Source organism: Micromonospora sp. ALFpr18c (assembly GCF_008868155.1).
Lineage (GTDB): Bacteria > Actinomycetota > Actinomycetes > Mycobacteriales > Micromonosporaceae > Micromonospora.
Genome location: NZ_WBKR01000074.1, coordinates 1 through 17939 on the forward strand (window position 1 = coordinate 1; position 17939 = coordinate 17939).

The following is a 17939-nucleotide window of genomic DNA, read 5'->3' on the forward strand; positions in this document are numbered from 1 at the left end:
CAGACCGAACCCCGCTCCGGAAACTGACCAAACCTCCTCGGGGCCCGCCCGCGTCGATCATGCAGTTGTGGTGCCTCGCGAAAGGGGCGGTCAAGGAGCTAGCACCCACCACAACTCCATGATCGACTGGGTTGGGGGGCGGGCCCCGAGGAGGTTTGGTCAGTTTCCGGAGCGGGGTTCGGTCTGCTGGAAGGCAGTTCGTTCGCTCGGGGGGACGAAGTCACGGACCGGTTGGTCGCGCAGCGCGACGGCGAGCACCTCGCCGACCGCGTCGACCATCCGCGACTGCACCGCCTGACCGACCGCGTCGCGGGGATCGTCGGGGTTCGCCGCCATCGAGGCGACCGCGAGCTGCGGGGTGAACGCCACGACCGTCTCCGTCTCGTACCGCTCCGAACTACCGGTCTTGCCGGCCACCGGTCGGCCGAGCTTGGCGCGCAGCGTGGGGGCGGTGGCGCCGTCGCAGCGCCCGTACATCGACTGGTCGCCGACCGGGCAGCGGGCCGCGTCGGTGGCCGCCCGGGCCACGTCGGCGTCGAGCACCTGCCGGCAGTCCGGCTTGGCGGCGTCGACCGGACGGCCGCCCGAGTCGGTGATCGAGACGACCGGCAGCGGCGCGCACCAGGTCCCCTCGGCCGCCACCGTGGCGTACGCCGTCGCCAGGTCCAGCGGCGTCGTCGCGGCCACGCCCAGGGTGAACGGACCCCAGTTCTTCGCGCCGTAGCGCGCGAGCTGGGCATCGGCGTCGGCGCGCAGCACGATGCCGAGCCGTTCGGCCATCTCCACCACCCGATCGGCACCCACCCGCTCGGTGAGCCAGGCGAAGTAGGTGTTCACCGAGCGGCCGAACGCGGTCCACATGGTGCGCGGGCCGTCCATCGACGAAGGGCTGGCGTTCGCCGGGCACCAGCGGCCGTCGCAGCTGCCCGCGCCGGTCACCGGGAAGCGGGTGAGCAGTTGGGTGGGCGCGACGAAGTCCGTCGACAGCGGCATGCCGGACTCCAGCGCGGCGAGCATGGTGAAGAGCTTGAACGTCGACCCACCCTGGTACCCCTCGATCGCCCCGCCGCCGGCGACGAGCTGGTTCACCGTGTTCGGGTGGTTCTTCTGCCCGACCGGGTTGTCCTCGACGCTGTAGTTGCGGTTCACCGACATGGCCAGCACCCGGCCGGTGCCGGGCTGGACGACCACGGTCGGCACCGCCCGCGCCTCGGTGGGCCGGTAGATCCGCAGAACCTGCTCGGTGGTGGTCCGCTGCACCGCCGGGTCCAGCGAGGAGACGATGGAGAACCCGCCCCGGCGCAGCGTGCGTTGCCGCTCGTCGGCGGTGGATCCGAACGCCGGCTGACTGCTCCACCACCGGGTGAACCAGTCGCAGAAGAAGCCCCAGTCGTTGTGCCCGTCGGGCACCGCCGTGCAGTCGTTCGGGGTCTCGCTGGGCCGCAGCTGCAACGGCTCGGCCCGGGCCGCCGCCGCCGCTTCCGCCGACACCTGGCCCGTCTCGACCAGCTGCTCCAGCACGTACCTCCGGCGGTTCAGCGCGCTGTCGGCGTCACCGTTGATCGGGTCGTCGCTGTCCGGTGAGCGGACCAGGCCGGCCAGCAGCGCGGCCTGGGCCAGGGTCAGCTCCGCGGGGCTTCGGGAGAAGTAGCGCTTGCTGGCCGCCGCGATGCCGTACGCGCCGGCCCCGAAGTAGGCGATGTTCAGGTAGCGGGTGAGGATCTCCTCCTTGTTCAGCTCCCGTTCCATCGCCAGGGCGTACCGCATCTCCTGGAGCTTGCGGGCGGTGGTGACCTCGGTGGCCGCCCGGCGCTGCCGCTCGGTCAGCCGGGGGTCGCTGCTGAGCACGTTGCGGACGTACTGCATGGTCAGCGTGGAGGCGCCCTGCCGGGTCTGGCCGTCGCGCCTGTTCACGGTGAACGCGCGCACCACACCCCGCAGGTCCACCCCGCTGTGCTGGTAGAACCGGACGTCCTCGGCGGCCACGATCGCCTGGCGCATCACCGGCGCCACCTCGCGCAGCGGCACGTCCCACCGGTCCTCCTGGTAGAAGGAGGTGATCAGGGTGGTGCCGTCGTTGGCGTAGAGGTTGGAGCGCTGCGCGGTGGGTGGCGTCCGCAGGGTGTTCGGCAGCTCCGAGTAGGGCGTGGACAGGGCGCTGAAGCCGATCCCGAAGACCAGGGCCGCGGGCAGGGCGGCCGCGGCCAGCGCCAACCCGGCCAGTACGCCGGCGATCACCACGGTCAGCAGTTTGTCGAGATGGGCCCGGATCATCAGCTCTCCCCGCAGGAGCCGGTCACGCTAGGACCCGTTCAGAATGACCCGGAACGCCCCTTTCGCCCCCGGTTTTCACCAAACCCGGAGAAAACTCGCACGGCGCTCAGGGCAGCAGCGCGCCGGCCAGCGGGTGAACCGTCTCCTCGATCTCGTCGGCGACCCGGCTGAAGCACTGGTCACCGCGACCCCACGGGTCGTCCAGATCGTCCGTCGGCAGCGCCGAGGCACCCATCCGGGCGTCCTGCGCCGCCGCCACCAGGGCCACACCCCGGGCGTACACCGCCTCCGGGGTCGCCTCGGCGGCCGGCAGCGCGCCGGCGTCCACCGCCGCGAGCAACCGGCCGAACTCGCCCAGCACGAACGTGCGGGCCGCCGCGTCCGGACGCAGCGCCACCACGTACTCCTGCTGGTCGGCCGTCGCGGTCAGCACCAGGTCGGCGGCGTCGATGTGGTCCGAGCGCAGCTTGCGCGCGGCGAAGCCCTCGACGTCCCCGCCCCGCCCGATGACCTGACGCGCCGCCGGCGGGTTCATCTCCTCGCCCGCATGCCAACCACCGGTGCCGGCACTGTGGCTGTGCAGCAGCTCCTCGGCGCGGGCCGGGTCCTGCTCACGCCGGGCCAACCGCTCCCGCACGGCGAGGGCGAGCAGCCGCTCGGCCATCGGCGAACGGCAGATGTTGCCCATACAGACGTGCAGCACGGTGAACGGGGGCACTCAGACCCCCTGGCGGTCGACGAGATCCGGAACCACGTCGCGCAGCTTCTCCAGCGGAATCGCGCCGGCCCGCAGCAACTGCGGCACCTCGCCGGTCAGGTCCACGATCGTGCTGGGCACCGGGTCCGGGCAGGGCCCGGCCTCCAGGTACGCCCGCACCGAGTAGCTGAGCTGGTCGCGCGCCTCCTCGGCGGTCACCGCGGCGGGCTGGCCCGTCTTGTTGGCCGACGACACCGCCATCGGGCCGGTCTCCCGCAGCACCTCCAGCGCCACCGGGTGCAGCGGCATCCGGACCGCCACCGTGCCCGTCTTGTCGCCCAGGTCCCATTGCAGGCTCGGCGAGTGCTCGACCACGATCGTCAACGCACCCGGCCAGAACGCCTCCACCAGGTCCCGTGCGGCCGTGGGCAGCGAGAAGACCAACCCGTCCAGGGTGTGCCGGGAACCGATCAGCACCGGCGGCGGCATCTGCCGGTCCCGGCCCTTCGCGTCCAGCAGCGCCCTGACCGCGTACGGGGTGAACGCGTCCGCGCCGATCCCGTAGACGGTGTCCGTCGGGAGGACGACCAGTTCGCCGTTCTTGACCGCCTCGATGGCCGCAGCGATGCCGCGGTCCCGATCAGCGGGCGACCGGCAGTCGTAGAGCATCACGAGGAGTCAGTCTGCCACGCCGCCCCAGCGGGGGCGTGCCGGCCGTCCGCCCGTCGGGACGCGGTGGCGTACCGGGGGCGCCCGGTGAGGTCCAGATGCTCCGCGACGGCGACGAACCGGCCGTCCGCGACGAGCAGTTCGGGCACCACGACGCCGTGCGTGTCGTCGTGCTCGACGCCCACCACCCCGTCGGGGCGCAGCAGCGCCGCGGCCCGGGTGATCACCGGCCGGATCACCGCGAGGCCGTCCGCCCCACCGAAGACCGCCTCCGCCGGGTCGTGCCCGGCCACCTCGGGCGGCACCACCACCTCGACCGGCACGTACGGCGGGTTGCAGAGCAGCACGTCCACCCGGCCGACCAGGTCCGCCAGCAGGTCCGCGGCGGTGACATCCGCCTCCACCACCTCGATCGGCCGGTCCCCCGCGGCGGCCCGCTCCGCCGCGTTGCGCCGCAGCCAGTCCAGCGCCGCCCCGGACCGCTCCACCGCCACCACCCGCGCCCCGGGCAGCTCCTGCGCGACCGCCAGCGCGATGGCGCCGGAGCCGCTGCACAGATCCACCACCAGCGGATCGGGCCGGCTCCGGGCCTGTTCGACACCCCACCCGGCCAGCAGCTCCGTCTCGGGCCGGGGCACGAAGACGCCCGGACCGACCGCCAACTCCAGGTGCCGGAAGCCGGCCCGGCCGGTCAGGTGCTGCAGCGGCTCCCGGTCGGCGCGACGGCGGACCAGGTCGTCGAGCCGCGCCAGGTCGTCGGCGCCCAGGTCGTCGGCGAGCGCCAGCCGACCCCGGGGCACCCCCAGCACGTACGCCGCCAGCAGCTCGGCCTCCACGCGGGCCGGGCCCACCCCGGCGGCGGCGAGCGTCCGGGCCGCGCGGGCCACCGCGGCGGACGGACGGAGCCTCCCTGTCCCTTCGGGGGGGTGTTGCGGCAGAGTGGTCACCGCATAATCATGATGCGTCGCGGGTGGCGTGACGAACGGGTGCGTCGAGACGCACACGACGGGAGGTTGGCGGGTGGGCTGGCTCGACCGGGTCGATGACCAGGTTGACACCCTCACGCACGCGCGGGCTTTGCAGGAAGCAAGTCGCTCCGCCGAGTCGTACGCGCTGCTGGAACGGGTGATCCGCACCACCACCGACCCGGCGGCGCGGGCGGACGCCATGGTGCAGCGCCTCTCCGCGCTGATCAATCTCGGTCGGACGGCGGAGTTCACCCGCGCCATCGAGGAGGCGTCGGCGGCGGTCCGCGACCTCGCCGAGCCCTACCTGCACGGGCACCTCAACGCCCTGGCCGCGCTCGCCGCACACCACCAGGGCGCCCTGGACCGCTGCGTCACCCACCTGGTGAAGGCCGCCCGGGCGTTGAGCGCCGTGGAGGACCCGGACCGGGACACCGCCTGGGGCTGGCACGACCTCGCCATGGCCTACAGCTACCTCAGCTTCCACGGGTACGCCCTCGGCGCGATCGAACGCGCCCGGCAGTTGGGCCTGAGCGCCGGCATCCCCGAGGAGACGTTCGCGGCCCCGGGCATCCGGCTGCGCAACGCCGTGGCGCTGGACCACAACGGCGACAGTGACGGCTGCCTGCGGGTGCTCCGTGACGTCGCGGCCGACCTGGCCCGGTTCGTGCACACCGGCCGCGCCGGCCGGCTGCGCCCGAGCAGCCTCGCCGCGTACGGGTACGCGGCGGCCCGGCAGGCCGCGCTCGGCGACCGGGTGGAGCCGACCGTCGACACCGACCCGTCCCGACTGCTCAAGAACGGCGGGGACAGCGCCCGGACCCGGGACATGCGGCAGCTCGGGCAGGTCTGCCTGGCCGTCGCCGCCGGACGGCCCATCGAGGCGGTCGCCCGGCTGGACACCATCCTGGTCTCCACCGAGACGCTCGGCACGGCCGAGCCGGCCCGGCTGCGCAGCATCGCGCTGGCCCGCGCCGGGGACCACGTGGCCGCCCACCGGGCCGACCGGCTGGCGTTCCGGCTCGCCGCGCAACGCAACGACCGGCTGCGCGACGTCTACATCGACGGCATCGCGGCCCGGATCGACCACGAGGAGATGCGCCGCGAGGCGGCCCGGTACGAGGGCGAGGCGCTGACCGACCCGCTCACCGGCCTGCCCAACCGGCGGCGCCTCGAGCGGTACATCACCGCCGTGGTCACCCGCGGCGAGCGGGTGGTGATCGGCGTCTGCGACCTGGACGGGTTCAAGGCGGTCAACACCCGGCACGGGCACCACTCCGGCGACCTGGTCCTGCAACGCATCGCCGGGGTGATCAACCGGGTGATGCGCCGGGGGGACTTCGTGGCCCGCTACGGCGGTGACGAGTTCGTCGTGGTGCTGCCGGACACCGGCATGGCCGAGGCCGTCGAGGTGGCCCGCCGGATCGAGGCGGCGGTCCACGCCGAGGACTGGGAGTCGCTGGTGCCGGGCACCCCGGTCGGGGTCAGCATCGGCTTCGCCGAGGTCTCCGGCGGCGGTGGGCTGCGCGACGCGCTCAGCGTCGCGTTCGAGGAGGCCGACCGGGAGATGCTGCGCGCCAAGTCGCGGCCCCGCGCGAGCTGAACCGCCGGCCGGACCGGCCGACGACAGCGGGGTCAGCGGCGGGTCAGCTCGGTGTCGCCGGCCAGGCGGGCGGCGCGGTCGGCCTCGGTCAGGGCGTCCAGGACGCCGTCCAGCTCGCCGGCCAGCGCCAGGTCCAGGTTGTACGCGGTGTAGCCGATCCGGTGGTCGGTGATCCGGTTCTGCGGGAAGTTGTAGGTGCGGATCCGCTCCGAACGGTCCACCGTGCGCACCTGCGCCTTGCGGGCGTCCGAGGCGGCGGCGTCGGCCTGCTCCTGGGCGGCCGCGAGCAGCCGGGCCCGCAGGATGCGCATGGCCTGCTCCCGGTTCTGCAACTGGGACTTCTCGTTCTGACAGGAGACGACGATGCCGGTCGGCAGGTGGGTGATCCGCACCGCCGAGTCGGTGGTGTTCACCGACTGCCCGCCCGGGCCGGACGAACGGAACACGTCGATCCGCAGGTCGTTCTGGTCGATCGTGACGTCGACGTCCTCGGCCTCGGGCAGCACCAGCACACCGGCGGCGCTGGTGTGGATCCGGCCCTGCGACTCGGTGACCGGGACGCGCTGCACCCGGTGCACGCCGCCCTCCCACTTGAGCCGCGACCAGACGCCGTTGCCGCCCTCCGGCACACCCTTGGTCTTGATCGACAGCGACACGTCCTTGACCCCGCCCAGGTCCGAATCCTGTGCGTCGATCACCTCGGTGACCCAGCCGTGGCGCTCCGCGTACCGGGAGTACATCCGCAGCAGGTCACCGGCGAAGAGCGCGGACTCCTCGCCGCCCTCCCCCGCCTTGATCTCGACGATCACGTCCTTGGCGTCGTGCGGGTCACGCGGGATGAGCAACTCGGCGAGACGCTCCTCCAGGGCCGGCAGGGACGCCGCGATCGACTCCGCCTCGCCGGCGAAGGACGGATCCTCGGCGGCCAACTCGCGTGCCGCGGCCAGGTCGGCGCGCGCCTGCTCCAGCTCGTCGGCGGCCTTGTGCAGCGGCACCAGCTCGGCGTACCGGCGGCCGACCCGGCGCGCGGTGGCCTGGTCGGCGTGGATCGCCGGGTCCGCCAGCCGCTTCTCCAGCTCGGCGTACTCGTCGAGGAGGCCGGCCAGACGCTCGCTGCTCATGCTGGGGTTGCTCCTTCGACGGTGCGGCACCGGGCCGGCACGGAGGCCGGCCGGCGGGCGGAAACAGGCGAAACGCGGACGGCGCCCGCGTCCGGCGGTAAACCGGACGCGGGCGCCGAACGAGGAGTTACTTGGCCTTCTTCGCCTGAACCTTGGCGTACTTCTGCTGGAACTTCGCGACCCGGCCGGCGGTGTCGAGAACGCGCTGCTTACCGGTGTAGAACGGGTGGCAGGCGCTGCAGGTCTCGACGTGGATCGCCCCGCCCTTGGCGGTGCTGCGGGTCGTGAACGTGTTGCCACAGGAGCAGCTGACCTCGGTGGTCGTGTACTCCGGGTGGATGTTTGCCTTCATCTCGCCTCGGTCCTCTCGTTGGTGGTCGCCGGGTCGCCGTCACCGCCCGTCGCGCCGTACGCGACGGGCTCGGGCGTGAACCGGAACCGGTGGCCGATTGACCAGTGTGCCATGGGCCTGAGCCGACCCGGCAATCGGGCCGCACACCTCGTCCGGCATCGTCAACACGTGCCCACCCGTCCGCATTCCCGCCGCCGGCCGACGCATTCGCCCGCCCCGCGAGCCACCGCCACGTACCCCGCCGGGGGTACGCCGGGCCGGCCCGAGGTACGCCGATGACCCGCCTGATCGCCACCCGAGGGCTGCCCGCCTCAGGCAAGACCACCTTCGCCCGTACGCTCCAGCCGTCCGTGCTGCGGGTCAACCGGGACGACCTGCGCCGGATGCTGCACGGCGAGCGGCTGTTCACCCAGTGGGCCGAGGCGCAGGTGACCGTCGTGCAGCGGGCCCAGGTCGAGGCACTGCTGAGGGCTCGGGCGGACGTCTGCGTGGACGACACCAACCTGCGCGCCCGGACACTGCGGGGCTGGGCCGATCTGGCCGCCCGACACGGCGCGGATTTCGAGGTGCACGACTTCACCGACGTACCGCTGGAGGAGTGCCTGCGCCGCGACGCGGCCCGTCCGGTGGCCGACCAGGTCGGCGCGGACGCGATCCGTCGGCTGCACGAGCGGTACCTCGAGGGGCGCACGCTGCCGCTGCCGGTGCCGCAGGCCCGCACCGGAGGGCCCGCCACCGCCCATCCGCCGTCGACCGAGCCGCCGGAGATCGTCCTGGTCGACATCGACGGCACCGTCGCGCTGGCCGTGTCCCGCAGCCCGTACGACATGACCCGGGTGGGCCAGGACGCGCCGAACCCGGCGGTGATCGCCGCCGTCCGGGCCATGCACGCCGCCGGGTACGGGGTGGTCTTCTGCTCCGGGCGGGACGCCTCCGCCCGCACGGCCACCGAGGCGTGGCTGGCTCGACACGTCCGCGTTCCCTACCTCGGCCTGCACCTGCGGGCGGTCGGCGACACCCGCCGGGACTCGATCGTCAAGCGGGAGATCTACGACCGGGAGATCCGCGACCGCTACCGGGTGGTGGGCGTCTTCGACGACCGCGTCCAGGTGGTGCAGATGTGGCGGTCCCTCGGCCTGACCGTCTTCCAGGTGGCCGACGGCGACTTCTGAAGTGGACGGTGCGACATGCCGAAGGGGCACGGCCGCGGTGGCCGTGCCCCTTCGTCGTCGGTCAACCGGAGAGCGTCACTCCCCCGGCGTCGACTTCGCGATCTGCATCAGGAACTCGATGTTGGTGCGGGACTGCTTGAGCCGGTCCAGCAGGAGATCCATCGCGGCCTGCGAGTCCAGCGAGTGCAGCACCTTCCGGAGCTTGTGGATGATGGCCAGCTCCTCGGGTGCGAGCAGGACCTCTTCCTTACGCGTACCGGACGGGTTGATGTCGATGGCCGGGAAGGTGCGCTTGTCGGCGATCTTCCGGTCCAGCTTCAGCTCCGCGTTACCGGTGCCCTTGAACTCCTCGAAGATGACCGTGTCCGCCATGGACCCGGTCTCCACCAGCGCCGTGGCGATGATGGTCAGCGAGCCGCCGTTCTCGATGTTGCGGGCCGCTCCGAGGAAGCGCTTCGGCGGGTAGAGCGCGGTGGAGTCGATACCACCCGACATGATCCGGCCGCTGGCCGGCGCCGCCAGGTTGTACGACCGACCGAGCCGGGTCACCGAGTCGAGCAGCACGACCACGTCGTGGCCCAGCTCGACCAGACGCTTCGCCCGCTCGATCGCCAGCTCGGCAACCGTGGTGTGGTCCTGCGGCGGACGGTCGAACGTGGCCGCGATGACCTCGCCCTTGATCGACCGCTGCATGTCGGTGACCTCTTCGGGCCGCTCGTCCACCAGCACCACCATCAGGTGGCACTCCGGGTTGTTGCGGGTGATCGCGTTGGCGATCGCCTGCAGCACCATCGTCTTACCCGCCTTGGGCGGAGACTGGATGAGCGCTCGCTGGCCCTTGCCGATCGGCATGACCAGGTCGATGACCCGCGTGGTCAGGATGTGCGGCTCGGTCTCCAGCCGCAGGCGCTCCTGCGGGTAGAGCGGCGTGAGCTTGTAGAACTCGGGCCGACGCCGCGCCTCCTCCGGCTCCATCCCGTTGATCGTGTCCAGCCGCATCAGCGGGTTGTACTTGTCCCGCCGCTGATCGCCGCTGTTGCCGCCCTCGCGGGCCGCGCGCACCGCGCCGGTGATCGCGTCACCGCGGCGCAGGCCGTACTTCTTGATCTGGGACATCGAGACGTACACGTCGTTCGGGCCGGCCAGGTAGCCGGTCGTCCGGACGAAGGCGTAGTTGTCGAGCACGTCGATGATGCCGGCCACCGGGACGAGCACGTCGTCCTCGCTGACCTGCGGCTCACGCCCACCGGTGTCGCCACCGGTCTCGGTGCGCTCGCCACGCCCACGGCGACGGTCGCGGAAACGGCTGCGCCGGCCGCGCCGACCGCCGCCCTCGCCGTCGTCGTCGTCGTTGTCCCGCTCGGCGCGCTGACCACGGTCGTTACGGTCGTTACGGTCGTTACGGTCGTTACGGTCGCCCCGGTCGTTGCGGTCGCCCCGGTCGTTGCGCTCGGCACGGTCACCGCGGTCGGCACGCTCGCCCCGGTCGTTGCGCTCGGCACGCTCACCACGGTCGGCACGCTCGCCCCGGTCGTTGCGCTCGGCACGCTCACCACGGTCGGCACGCTCGCCCCGGTCGCTGCGCTCGGCACGCTCACCACGGTCGGCACGCTCGCCCCGGTCGGCACGCTCCGGACGCTCGGCCCGATCCCGGCGGTTCTCGCCCCGGTCGGTCCGCTCGGCGGTCTCGACCTCGTCGGTACGCGCCTCGCTGCTACGCGCCTCCGTGGCGCGAGCCTCGGTGCCACGAGCCTCGGTGCCACGAGCCTCGGTGTTACGAGCCTCCGCCGTGGCGGTGCGGCTGCGCCGGGTACGACCCCGGCCCTCGGTCTCGGCGGCCGGCTCGGCCGGCGCCTGGTCGGCGCTGCGGCCTTCGGCTGCCGGCCGGTCGGCGGTCTCCCGCACCTCGGCGCGCACCCCCTCCCGGGTCGGAGCGGCCGCAGCCGCGACCTCGGCCCGCGGTCGAGGGGTCCCGGCAGCGTTGCCGCCCTGCCGCTCGGAGATCGCGGCGATCAGCTCGCCCTTGCGCATGCGAGCCGTGCCGGAGATGCCGAGCGACGCGGCCAGGCTCTGCAGCTCTGGCAGCAGCATCGCCGACAGACCGGTGCCGCTACGCCGACGACGGGCGGGAGCGGCGGTGGTGGCATCGCCAGCGACGTTGGAAACATCCGACGTCACGTCGGTGGTGTCGCTCAATGGATTCCTTCCCTCGATAAGGCCGGGACTGCCCGGAGTCGGAACTCAGGTGGCCGGGCGGCCTCGGTGCACCCGCCTCGCAAGGACGCGTCGCGGGAGTCTGTGACACAGCAGCCGGTCGGTATCCCGACTCACCAGAGCTCGGTGAGCAGGTCTCGCCGTCTGCGGCGACCTGTGGAAACTGCGGTGCGGCGTGGGCCTTGGCAGGGGTGACGGGCTGACCGCCGAGAGCTTCGGGGGTGCGCCGCCCCGCAGGAGATCGCGTGCTTCGCGGCTGTGCTAGGTCTAGAGCGTAATCAACTCTTCCGACCTGCGGCAACAGGGTCCCGCTCGGCGTGTCCAAGTCTACCCCGGGCAACCCGCGCGCCGCTGACGTCTATCGGTAACTTCCAGAACTGCCAGTCTGTTCCCAGGGGGAAGCCCGCCGGGGGGGCGGTGAGCGCGAGCACGGTCGGCCCGGCCCCACTGACCACAGCCGCCACTCCGGCCTCTCGCAGCGCGTTGACCAGGGAAGATGTGGCCGGCATCCCGGCCGCGCGGTAGCTCTGGTGCAGTCGGTCAACGGTGGCCGGCAGCAGCAGCGACGGGTCCGTGGTGAGCGCGTGCACGAGCAGCGCCGCCCGTCCGGCGGTCAACGCGGCGTCGCCGTGCGGCACGGTGGCCGGCAACGCGGCCCGTGCGGTCGCGGTCAATCCACGCTCGGCCGGCACGAAAAGAGATGGTCGCACCCCCTCGGCGACCGGCAGGGACACCGCGCGGGCACCGGCCGGCTCGGACCAGGCCAGCGTGAAACCGCCCAGCAGGCAGGGGGCGACGTTGTCGGGATGACCCTCGATCTCGGCGGTCAGCCGGAGCACGCCGGCGGTGTCCAACCGTTGGCTCCCGTCGACGACCAGCGCGCGGGCCAGCAGCACACCGGCGACGATCGCGGCGGACGAGGAGCCCAGCCCGCGCGCCTGCGGGATCCGGTTGACGCACTCCACGCTCAGCCCCGTGGGTTGCGCGCCCAGCACGTCGAAGGCGGCCCGCATGGCCCGCACCACCAGGTGACGGTCGTCGTCGGGCAACTCGCCGGCGCCCTGCCCGGTCACCGTCACCCGGACCCCACCCGACGCGACCTCGGCCGCCAGGTCGTCGTACAGGCCCAGGGCGAGGCCCAGCGCGTCGAAGCCCGGGCCCAGGTTGGCGCTGGTCGCGGGAACCCGGACCCGGACCGGCCCGGCGGTGAAGTTCGTCGGCACGCGCTCATGCTAGGGGTCGGCACCGACGATCCGGTCCCGCGCCCGCAGCTTGGGACCGGCCGGGTCAGCCGGCCCGGTCCGGGACCGGCTCGGTGCTCGGGTCGGTGAGCGAGAGCCGGCGCGTGGCGATCCGCCAGCCCACCGCGTACACGAGGGTGACCAGACCGCAGCCGGCCAGCACCACCCGCTCGTCCACCACGTCCACGACCAGGGCCACCGCCAGCTGGCTCACGGAGATGGCCAGCGTCGCGAGCATCATGTCGGTGGCGAACACACGACCACGCAGCCGGTCTGGCACCTCGCCCTGCAGGGCGAAGTTCGACATCACCCAGTTGCTGCCGCCGGCGAAGTGCGCCACGAAGACCAGCAGCAGCACCAGCGGGAACCACCGGACCACCGACGTGCCCAGGTAGGACAGGCCGTAGAGCGACATGGACAGCGCGAGCCCGGGCAGCAGCCAGGACCGGTTGGTCAGCACCCTCCGCATCAGGATGGGCCCGACCAGCGCGCCCGCACCGCGGACCGCGAAGAGCAGGCCGGCGCCCAGCGGGCCCACGCCGTAGACGCCGGCGAGCAGCGGGAACACGGTCAGCACCCCGTTGCCCAGCCCGACCGCCGACTTCACCGTGACCAGCGCCAGCACCCGTGGCCGGTGGCCGATGTAGCTGAGCGCCTCGCGGACCGCCGCCCAGGTCCGCTGGACCGGCAGGTCGGCGTCGCGCGGCGCCTGCAACGGCCGGCGGATCCGCGTGGCCAGGCCCGCCGCCAGCGCCAGGCCCACCGCCGCCACCCAGAAGCAGGCGTACGGGCCGGCGGCCGCGCTGAGCACGCCGCCGAGCGAGGCGCCCACCACCGTCATGGTGCCCCAGGCCGAGCCGGCCACGGCGTTCCCGGCGGCGAGCTCGTGCGGCTCCAGGACGTTGGGCAACGCGGCCTGGGCGGCCGGCGAGTAGAACGCCTTGGCGACCGCGACGACGCCGATCGCCACCAGCGCCAGCCAGGCCGTGCCCCGGCTCTGGACGCCGAGCAGCAGCAGCACGCCCGCCAGCGCGGCCACGTTCGCGCCGATCATGATCTTCCGGCGGTCGAACCGGTCGGCGATCGTGCCGGTGTACGGCAGCAGCAACGCCACGATGCCGGTGTCCACGGCGAGCACCAGCGCGCCCCACACGCCACTGCCGGTCAGGTGCGGCAGCAGCACCAGCAGCGGCACCATGACGAACCAGTCGGCGCCGAAGACCACCAGCTCGGCGAGGAAGAGATTGCGGAAGCTCCGATTGCCGGTAAGGACCGAGAGGGTGGACGCCACGGAGCGCGACCCTACCCGGTCCGCGTCGGGGCCACGCGTGCTCCCAGCAGCGCCGAGACGGTCACGAAGGTGTAGCCGCGCGCCCGCAGCCCGTTGATCATGTCGGGTAGGCCGCGCAGGGCGACCAGACGTCGCGGCTGACCCACGTCGTGCCCGAGCACGATCGCCCCGGGTCGGACGTCGGCCACGATCCGCCGGGCGTGACCGGCCGGGTCGTCCGGGTACTCACGCTCCACCATCTGCAACGACCAGAGCACCAGCCGACAGTCCAGTCGTGCCGCCGCGTGCAGCACCGCCCCGCCCAGGTGGCCGTACGGCGGGCGGACCAGCCGGGGCGGAGCGCCGGTCACCTCGGCGATCACGTCGTGGCTGCGCCTCAGGTCGTCGTACGCCGCCGCGGCGTCCATCTGGGCCAGGTCCCGGTGCTGCCAACTGTGGTTGCCCACCTCGTGCTCGGTGAGTCGGCCGCGTACGACGTCGGCGTGCCGCCGGACCTGCGCGCCGACCATGAAGAAGGTGGCCGGCACCCGGTGCTCGGCGAGGGTGTCCAGCACCATCGGCGTCCACTGTGGTGCCGGCCCGTCGTCGAAGGTGAGCGCGACCAGCCGCCGCGTGGTCGTTCCCGACCAGACGACCGGCAGTACGCCGGAGCCGACGTCCTGCGGCCCGTTGCCGAGGGTGGCGCTGGCCGGGCCGCCACCGAGGGGCAGCCGGCGGTGGGTGAACCACATGTCGGTGGCTCCCGCGCCGGCGGCCATCCCGGTCGCCACCAGGGCAGCGCCGCGCAGCAGATCGCGCCGGGACCACCCGTGCGCAATCTCGGTCATCTGCCCGCCCCGCTCGCCGACACTTCTGACATCTACTAGGAGTATGCAAGAGATGACGCAAAGTACCGGCTCGGTCGTTCGATCGGAGTGTCCGCGCCGACGTACGGGACGCCCCCGGCAGGTCGAGCCTGCCGGGGGCGTTCCGCACTGTCGTCCGACTACTCGGTCGGCTCCGACGGGGGCAGCGGCGAGGTGCGGCTACGGGGCAGCCGCAGCACCTCGAACTGGTCCGTACCGTCCACCAGCGCGCCCGACGGCGCGGGGCGCGCCGCCGCGGACGGTGAACCCTCGCCCGACGCCTGCGCCTGTGCGGGCGCACCGGCCGGCACCGCCACCTGGTTCGGGCCGTCCTGCTCGGCGGCCGCCGGGCCGGTCGGCTCGGAAGCCGCCGGCTCGCCGGAGCGCCGACGCCGACGCCGCTCGCGCAACGACTCCTTGGTGTGCTCCACCATCGTGTACAGCGTCGGCACCAGGATCAACGTGAGCAGCGTCGAGCTGAGCAGGCCGCCGATCACCACGACCGCCAGCGGCTGCGAGATGAACCCGCCCTCGCCGGTCAACCCGAGCGCCATCGGCAGCAGCGCGAAGATCGTCGCCACCGCGGTCATCAGGATCGGGCGCAGCCGGCGCCGGCCACCCTCGACCACCGCCTCCCGGACCCCCATGCCCTGGGCACGGTACTGGTTGATCAGGTCGAGCAGCACGATCGCGTTCGTCACCACGATGCCGACCAGCATCAGCACACCGATCAGCGCGGGCACGCCCAGCGGCGTCCCGGTGATCAGCAGCAGGCCGATCGCGCCGGTCGCCGCGAACGGGATGGAGATCAGCAGGATCAGCGCCTGGGTGAGGCTCCGGAACGTGGCCACCATGATCAGGAATACGATCGCGATGGCGGCCAGCACGGCCAGGCCCAGGTCACCGAAGGCGTCCGCCTGGTCGGCGCTGACCCCACCGATGGTGAAGCTCGCCCCCGGCACGTCGATGCCGTCCAGACGCTTCTGCAACTCCTGGCTGGTCGCGCCCAGGTTCGAGCCGGTCGCCGCGCCGGTCACCGACACGCTGCGCTCACCGTCGATGCGGGTGACCTGCTGCGGGCCCTCGCCCTGGGTGACGTCCGCGATGTCGTCCAGCTTCACCGGACCCACCGGCAGGGCGCGCAGTTCCTGCACCGACACCGGCGGCTGCGCGCCCAGCCGTAGCACCACGTTCTGCTGGCGGCCGTCGAGTGCCACCTGGCCCAGCGGCGCCCCGCGGAACGCCTGCGACACGAGCTGACCCACCGCGGCCTCGGTGAGGCCGACCCGGCCGGCGGCGACCCGGTCCACGGTCACGTCGACCCGCGGCACCCGGTCGGCGAGGCTGGTGGTGACATCCTCGACGTCCGGCACCCCGGCCATCGCCGTCCGGGCCGCCTCGGTGGCGCGGGTCAGCACCTCCGGGTCGCTGGCCTGCACGATCACCTCAAGCTGGCTGGTCGAGGCGTCCTGCCCGCCACCGAAGCTGACCTCACCCACGCCGGTGCCGAGCTTGTCGAACTCCTTGCGCAGCTGCTCGCGCATCTGCTTGGCGTCGGTGTCCCCGTCCAGGGCCAGCGACCAGCTCGCGACGTTGTTGCCGCCGCCGCCCGCCCACGGGGTGTCCCCGCCGCCGGCGGTCACCTGGTACGTCTCGACCCCGTCGACCCGCCCGAGCACCGCCTCGACCTGCTTGGCGGCGGCGTCGGTGGCGGCCAGGCCACTGCCGGCCGGCAGCTCCTGGCGGAAGCTCAGCGTGTCCTGACCGGAGTCGTCCAGGAAGTTGGTCTCCAGCTTCTGGGCCAACCCGAAGGTGCCGAAGAGCACCAGCAGCCCGAGCCCGACCGTGATCCAGCGGGTGGACCGCTTGCGGGTGGCGAACCCGATCACCGGCAGGTACGACCGCTGCAACGGGCTGCGCAGCTCCTTCTCCTCCGCGCCGCGCCGCACCGCCTCGTCGTCCGGGGTGCCGCCACGCGGCGTGAGGAACCAGTACGCCAGCACCGGGATCACGGTCAGCGACACCAGCAGCGACGCGAGCAGCGCCACCGTCACGGTGATCGCGAACGGCGCGAAGAGCTGCCCGACGAACCCGCCGACCAGCGCGATCGGCGCGAACACCGCCACCGTGGTGAGGGTGGACGCGGTCACCGCGCCGGCCACCTCACGGACGCCGGTGATGATCGCCTGCCGCTTCTCCTCGCCGTACTCCAGGTGTCGTTTGATGTTCTCCAACACCACGATCGAGTCGTCCACCACCCGGCCGACCGCGATGGTGAGCGCGCCGAGGGTCAGCAGGTTGAGCGAGTAGTCGCCGATCCACAGGGCGATCAGCGCCACCAGCACCGACAGCGGGATGGACACCGCGGTGACCACCGTCGAGCGGATCGACAGCAGGAACACCAGGATCACGATGACGGCCATCAGCAGGCCCAGCAGACCCTCGGTGGTCAGCGACTCGATCGACTTCTCGACGAACGGCGCCTGGTCGAACACCACGGTCAGCTCGGCGCCGGAGGCGTTCTTCAGCTCCGCCAGCCGGTCCCGGATCTCGTGCGAGATCTCCACCGCGTTGCCGTCCGGCGCCGCGGTGATCGCGATGCCGAGGCTGTCCTTGCCGTTGGTACGGGTGATCGCGGTGGCCGGGGCGAGCGCCTGCTCGACGGTCGCCACGTCACCGAGGCGGACCGGGGCCGCGCCCGGGGCGACGACGATGCCGCGCAGGTCGTCCAGGGTGGCGACGGGCGTACCGACCTGCACCGGAAGGGCGAGGTTGCCGTCGGTCACCGCACCGGCCGGCACCGACACGCCATTGGTCTTCAGCGCGGCGCCGATAGCGGTCGGCTGGAGCTTCGCCGCACCCAGCTTGGCCAGGTCGGGGGTGACCACGACGATGTCGTCGCGGGTACCGGTCACCTCGACCGTGCGGACCCCCTCGATGCCCTCCAGCTCCGGCACCACCGTCGCACGCAGCTTCTCGGCGAGCGCCCGCTCGTCGGCCGCACCGGCCGCGGCCAGCACCACCGCCGGCAGGTCGTCGGTGCTGCCCGCGATGACCTGCGGGTCGACGCTCTCCGGCAGTTGGGCGTCGATCCGGCTCAACGCGGTCTGCATCTTGTTGACCACGTCGTCCAGGTCGGTGCCGAACTCGTACTCCACCTGGACGGTGGCCGAGCCCTCACGGGACGTGGAGGTGACCTTGTCCAACCCGGGAATGCCCTGGAGCGCGTTCTCGATCGGCTCGGTCACCTGCGACTCGACGATCTCGGGTCCGGCGCCGGGATAGGCGGCCACGATGAACGCGGCCGGGAACTCGAGCGACGGCAGCAGTTGCTGCTTCAGCGACGGCACGGCGAACGCTCCGAACGCCGTGGTCACCACCGCGATGAGGGCGACCAGCCCTCGGTTGGCGAGGCTGAATCTGGCGAGCAGCGACATCGGCCTGGCTCACTCCTGGAAGAGAATGCGGGCGGGGATACCCGAAAGTGTGCCGGAC

At 72.7% G+C, this 17939-nt stretch carries 13 protein-coding genes; 2 read left to right on the forward strand and 11 right to left on the reverse strand.

Features of this window, described 5'->3' with window-relative positions:
* Window positions 1-159 precede the first annotated feature (159 nt).
* The 4 genes from F8271_RS15325 to prmC all read right to left on the reverse strand — a co-directional run bounded on the left by F8271_RS15325 (window position 160) and on the right by prmC (window position 4587).
* On the reverse strand, window positions 160-2274 hold the full coding sequence (locus tag F8271_RS15325; protein ID WP_151490447.1) for a transglycosylase domain-containing protein: 2115 nt from the start codon (window positions 2272-2274) through the stop codon (window positions 160-162).
* A gap of 106 nt (window positions 2275-2380) precedes the next feature.
* Entirely contained in the window at window positions 2381-2992 is a 612-nt protein-coding gene (locus F8271_RS15330; RefSeq protein WP_151490448.1) for a phosphotyrosine protein phosphatase, read from the reverse strand.
* On the reverse strand, window positions 2993-3640 hold the full coding sequence (locus tag F8271_RS15335; RefSeq protein ID WP_151490465.1) for an L-threonylcarbamoyladenylate synthase: 648 nt from the start codon (window positions 3638-3640) through the stop codon (window positions 2993-2995).
* Window positions 3640-4587: a peptide chain release factor N(5)-glutamine methyltransferase gene (prmC, locus tag F8271_RS15340; protein ID WP_151490449.1), complete on the reverse strand. Its 948-nt coding sequence runs from the start codon at window positions 4585-4587 to the stop codon at window positions 3640-3642. Before prmC ends, F8271_RS15335 begins: the two co-directional genes overlap by 1 nt.
* Before the next feature lie 73 nt (window positions 4588-4660).
* On the opposite strand from prmC, the gene F8271_RS15345 reads away from it, so the two are divergent.
* Window positions 4661-6208 (forward strand): diguanylate cyclase, encoded by a 1548-nt coding sequence (locus tag F8271_RS15345; RefSeq protein WP_151490450.1) that lies wholly within the window; start codon window positions 4661-4663, stop codon window positions 6206-6208.
* A 32-nt stretch (window positions 6209-6240) separates the two neighbouring features.
* On the opposite strand, the gene prfA is transcribed toward F8271_RS15345, so the two are convergent.
* Together prfA and rpmE are read right to left on the reverse strand one after the other, a co-directional pair.
* The gene (prfA, locus tag F8271_RS15350) at window positions 6241-7329 is read right to left on the reverse strand and encodes a peptide chain release factor 1 (RefSeq protein ID WP_151490451.1); all 1089 of its coding nucleotides are present in this window, start codon (window positions 7327-7329) and stop codon (window positions 6241-6243) included.
* A 127-nt stretch (window positions 7330-7456) separates the two neighbouring features.
* Window positions 7457-7681, reverse strand: a complete 225-nt coding sequence (rpmE, locus tag F8271_RS15355; RefSeq protein WP_088987870.1) for a 50S ribosomal protein L31 — start codon at window positions 7679-7681, stop codon at window positions 7457-7459.
* 275 nt (window positions 7682-7956) lie between these two features.
* Here rpmE and F8271_RS15360 point away from each other — a divergent pair, with 275 nt between their 5' ends.
* Entirely contained in the window at window positions 7957-8853 is an 897-nt protein-coding gene (locus F8271_RS15360) for an AAA family ATPase (protein ID WP_151490452.1), read from the forward strand.
* Between the two features lie 75 nt (window positions 8854-8928).
* On the opposite strand, the gene rho is transcribed toward F8271_RS15360, so the two are convergent.
* The 5 genes from rho to F8271_RS15385 form a co-directional block, all read right to left on the reverse strand.
* The gene (gene rho, locus F8271_RS15365) at window positions 8929-11049 is read right to left on the reverse strand and encodes a transcription termination factor Rho (RefSeq protein ID WP_151490453.1); all 2121 of its coding nucleotides are present in this window, start codon (window positions 11047-11049) and stop codon (window positions 8929-8931) included.
* A gap of 296 nt (window positions 11050-11345) precedes the next feature.
* Window positions 11346-12290 (reverse strand): homoserine kinase, encoded by a 945-nt coding sequence (gene thrB / locus F8271_RS15370; RefSeq protein ID WP_151490454.1) that lies wholly within the window; start codon window positions 12288-12290, stop codon window positions 11346-11348.
* A 64-nt stretch (window positions 12291-12354) separates the two neighbouring features.
* On the reverse strand, window positions 12355-13599 hold the full coding sequence (locus F8271_RS15375; protein ID WP_151490455.1) for an MFS transporter: 1245 nt from the start codon (window positions 13597-13599) through the stop codon (window positions 12355-12357).
* Window positions 13600-13610: 11 nt separating this feature from the next.
* Complete coding sequence (locus tag F8271_RS15380) at window positions 13611-14426, reverse strand: polysaccharide deacetylase family protein (protein WP_151490456.1); 816 nt, start codon at window positions 14424-14426, stop codon at window positions 13611-13613.
* A gap of 158 nt (window positions 14427-14584) precedes the next feature.
* A complete protein-coding gene (locus tag F8271_RS15385; protein ID WP_151490457.1) occupies window positions 14585-17881 on the reverse strand; it encodes an efflux RND transporter permease subunit in 3297 nt (1098 codons plus the stop codon).
* Window positions 17882-17939 lie beyond the last annotated feature (58 nt).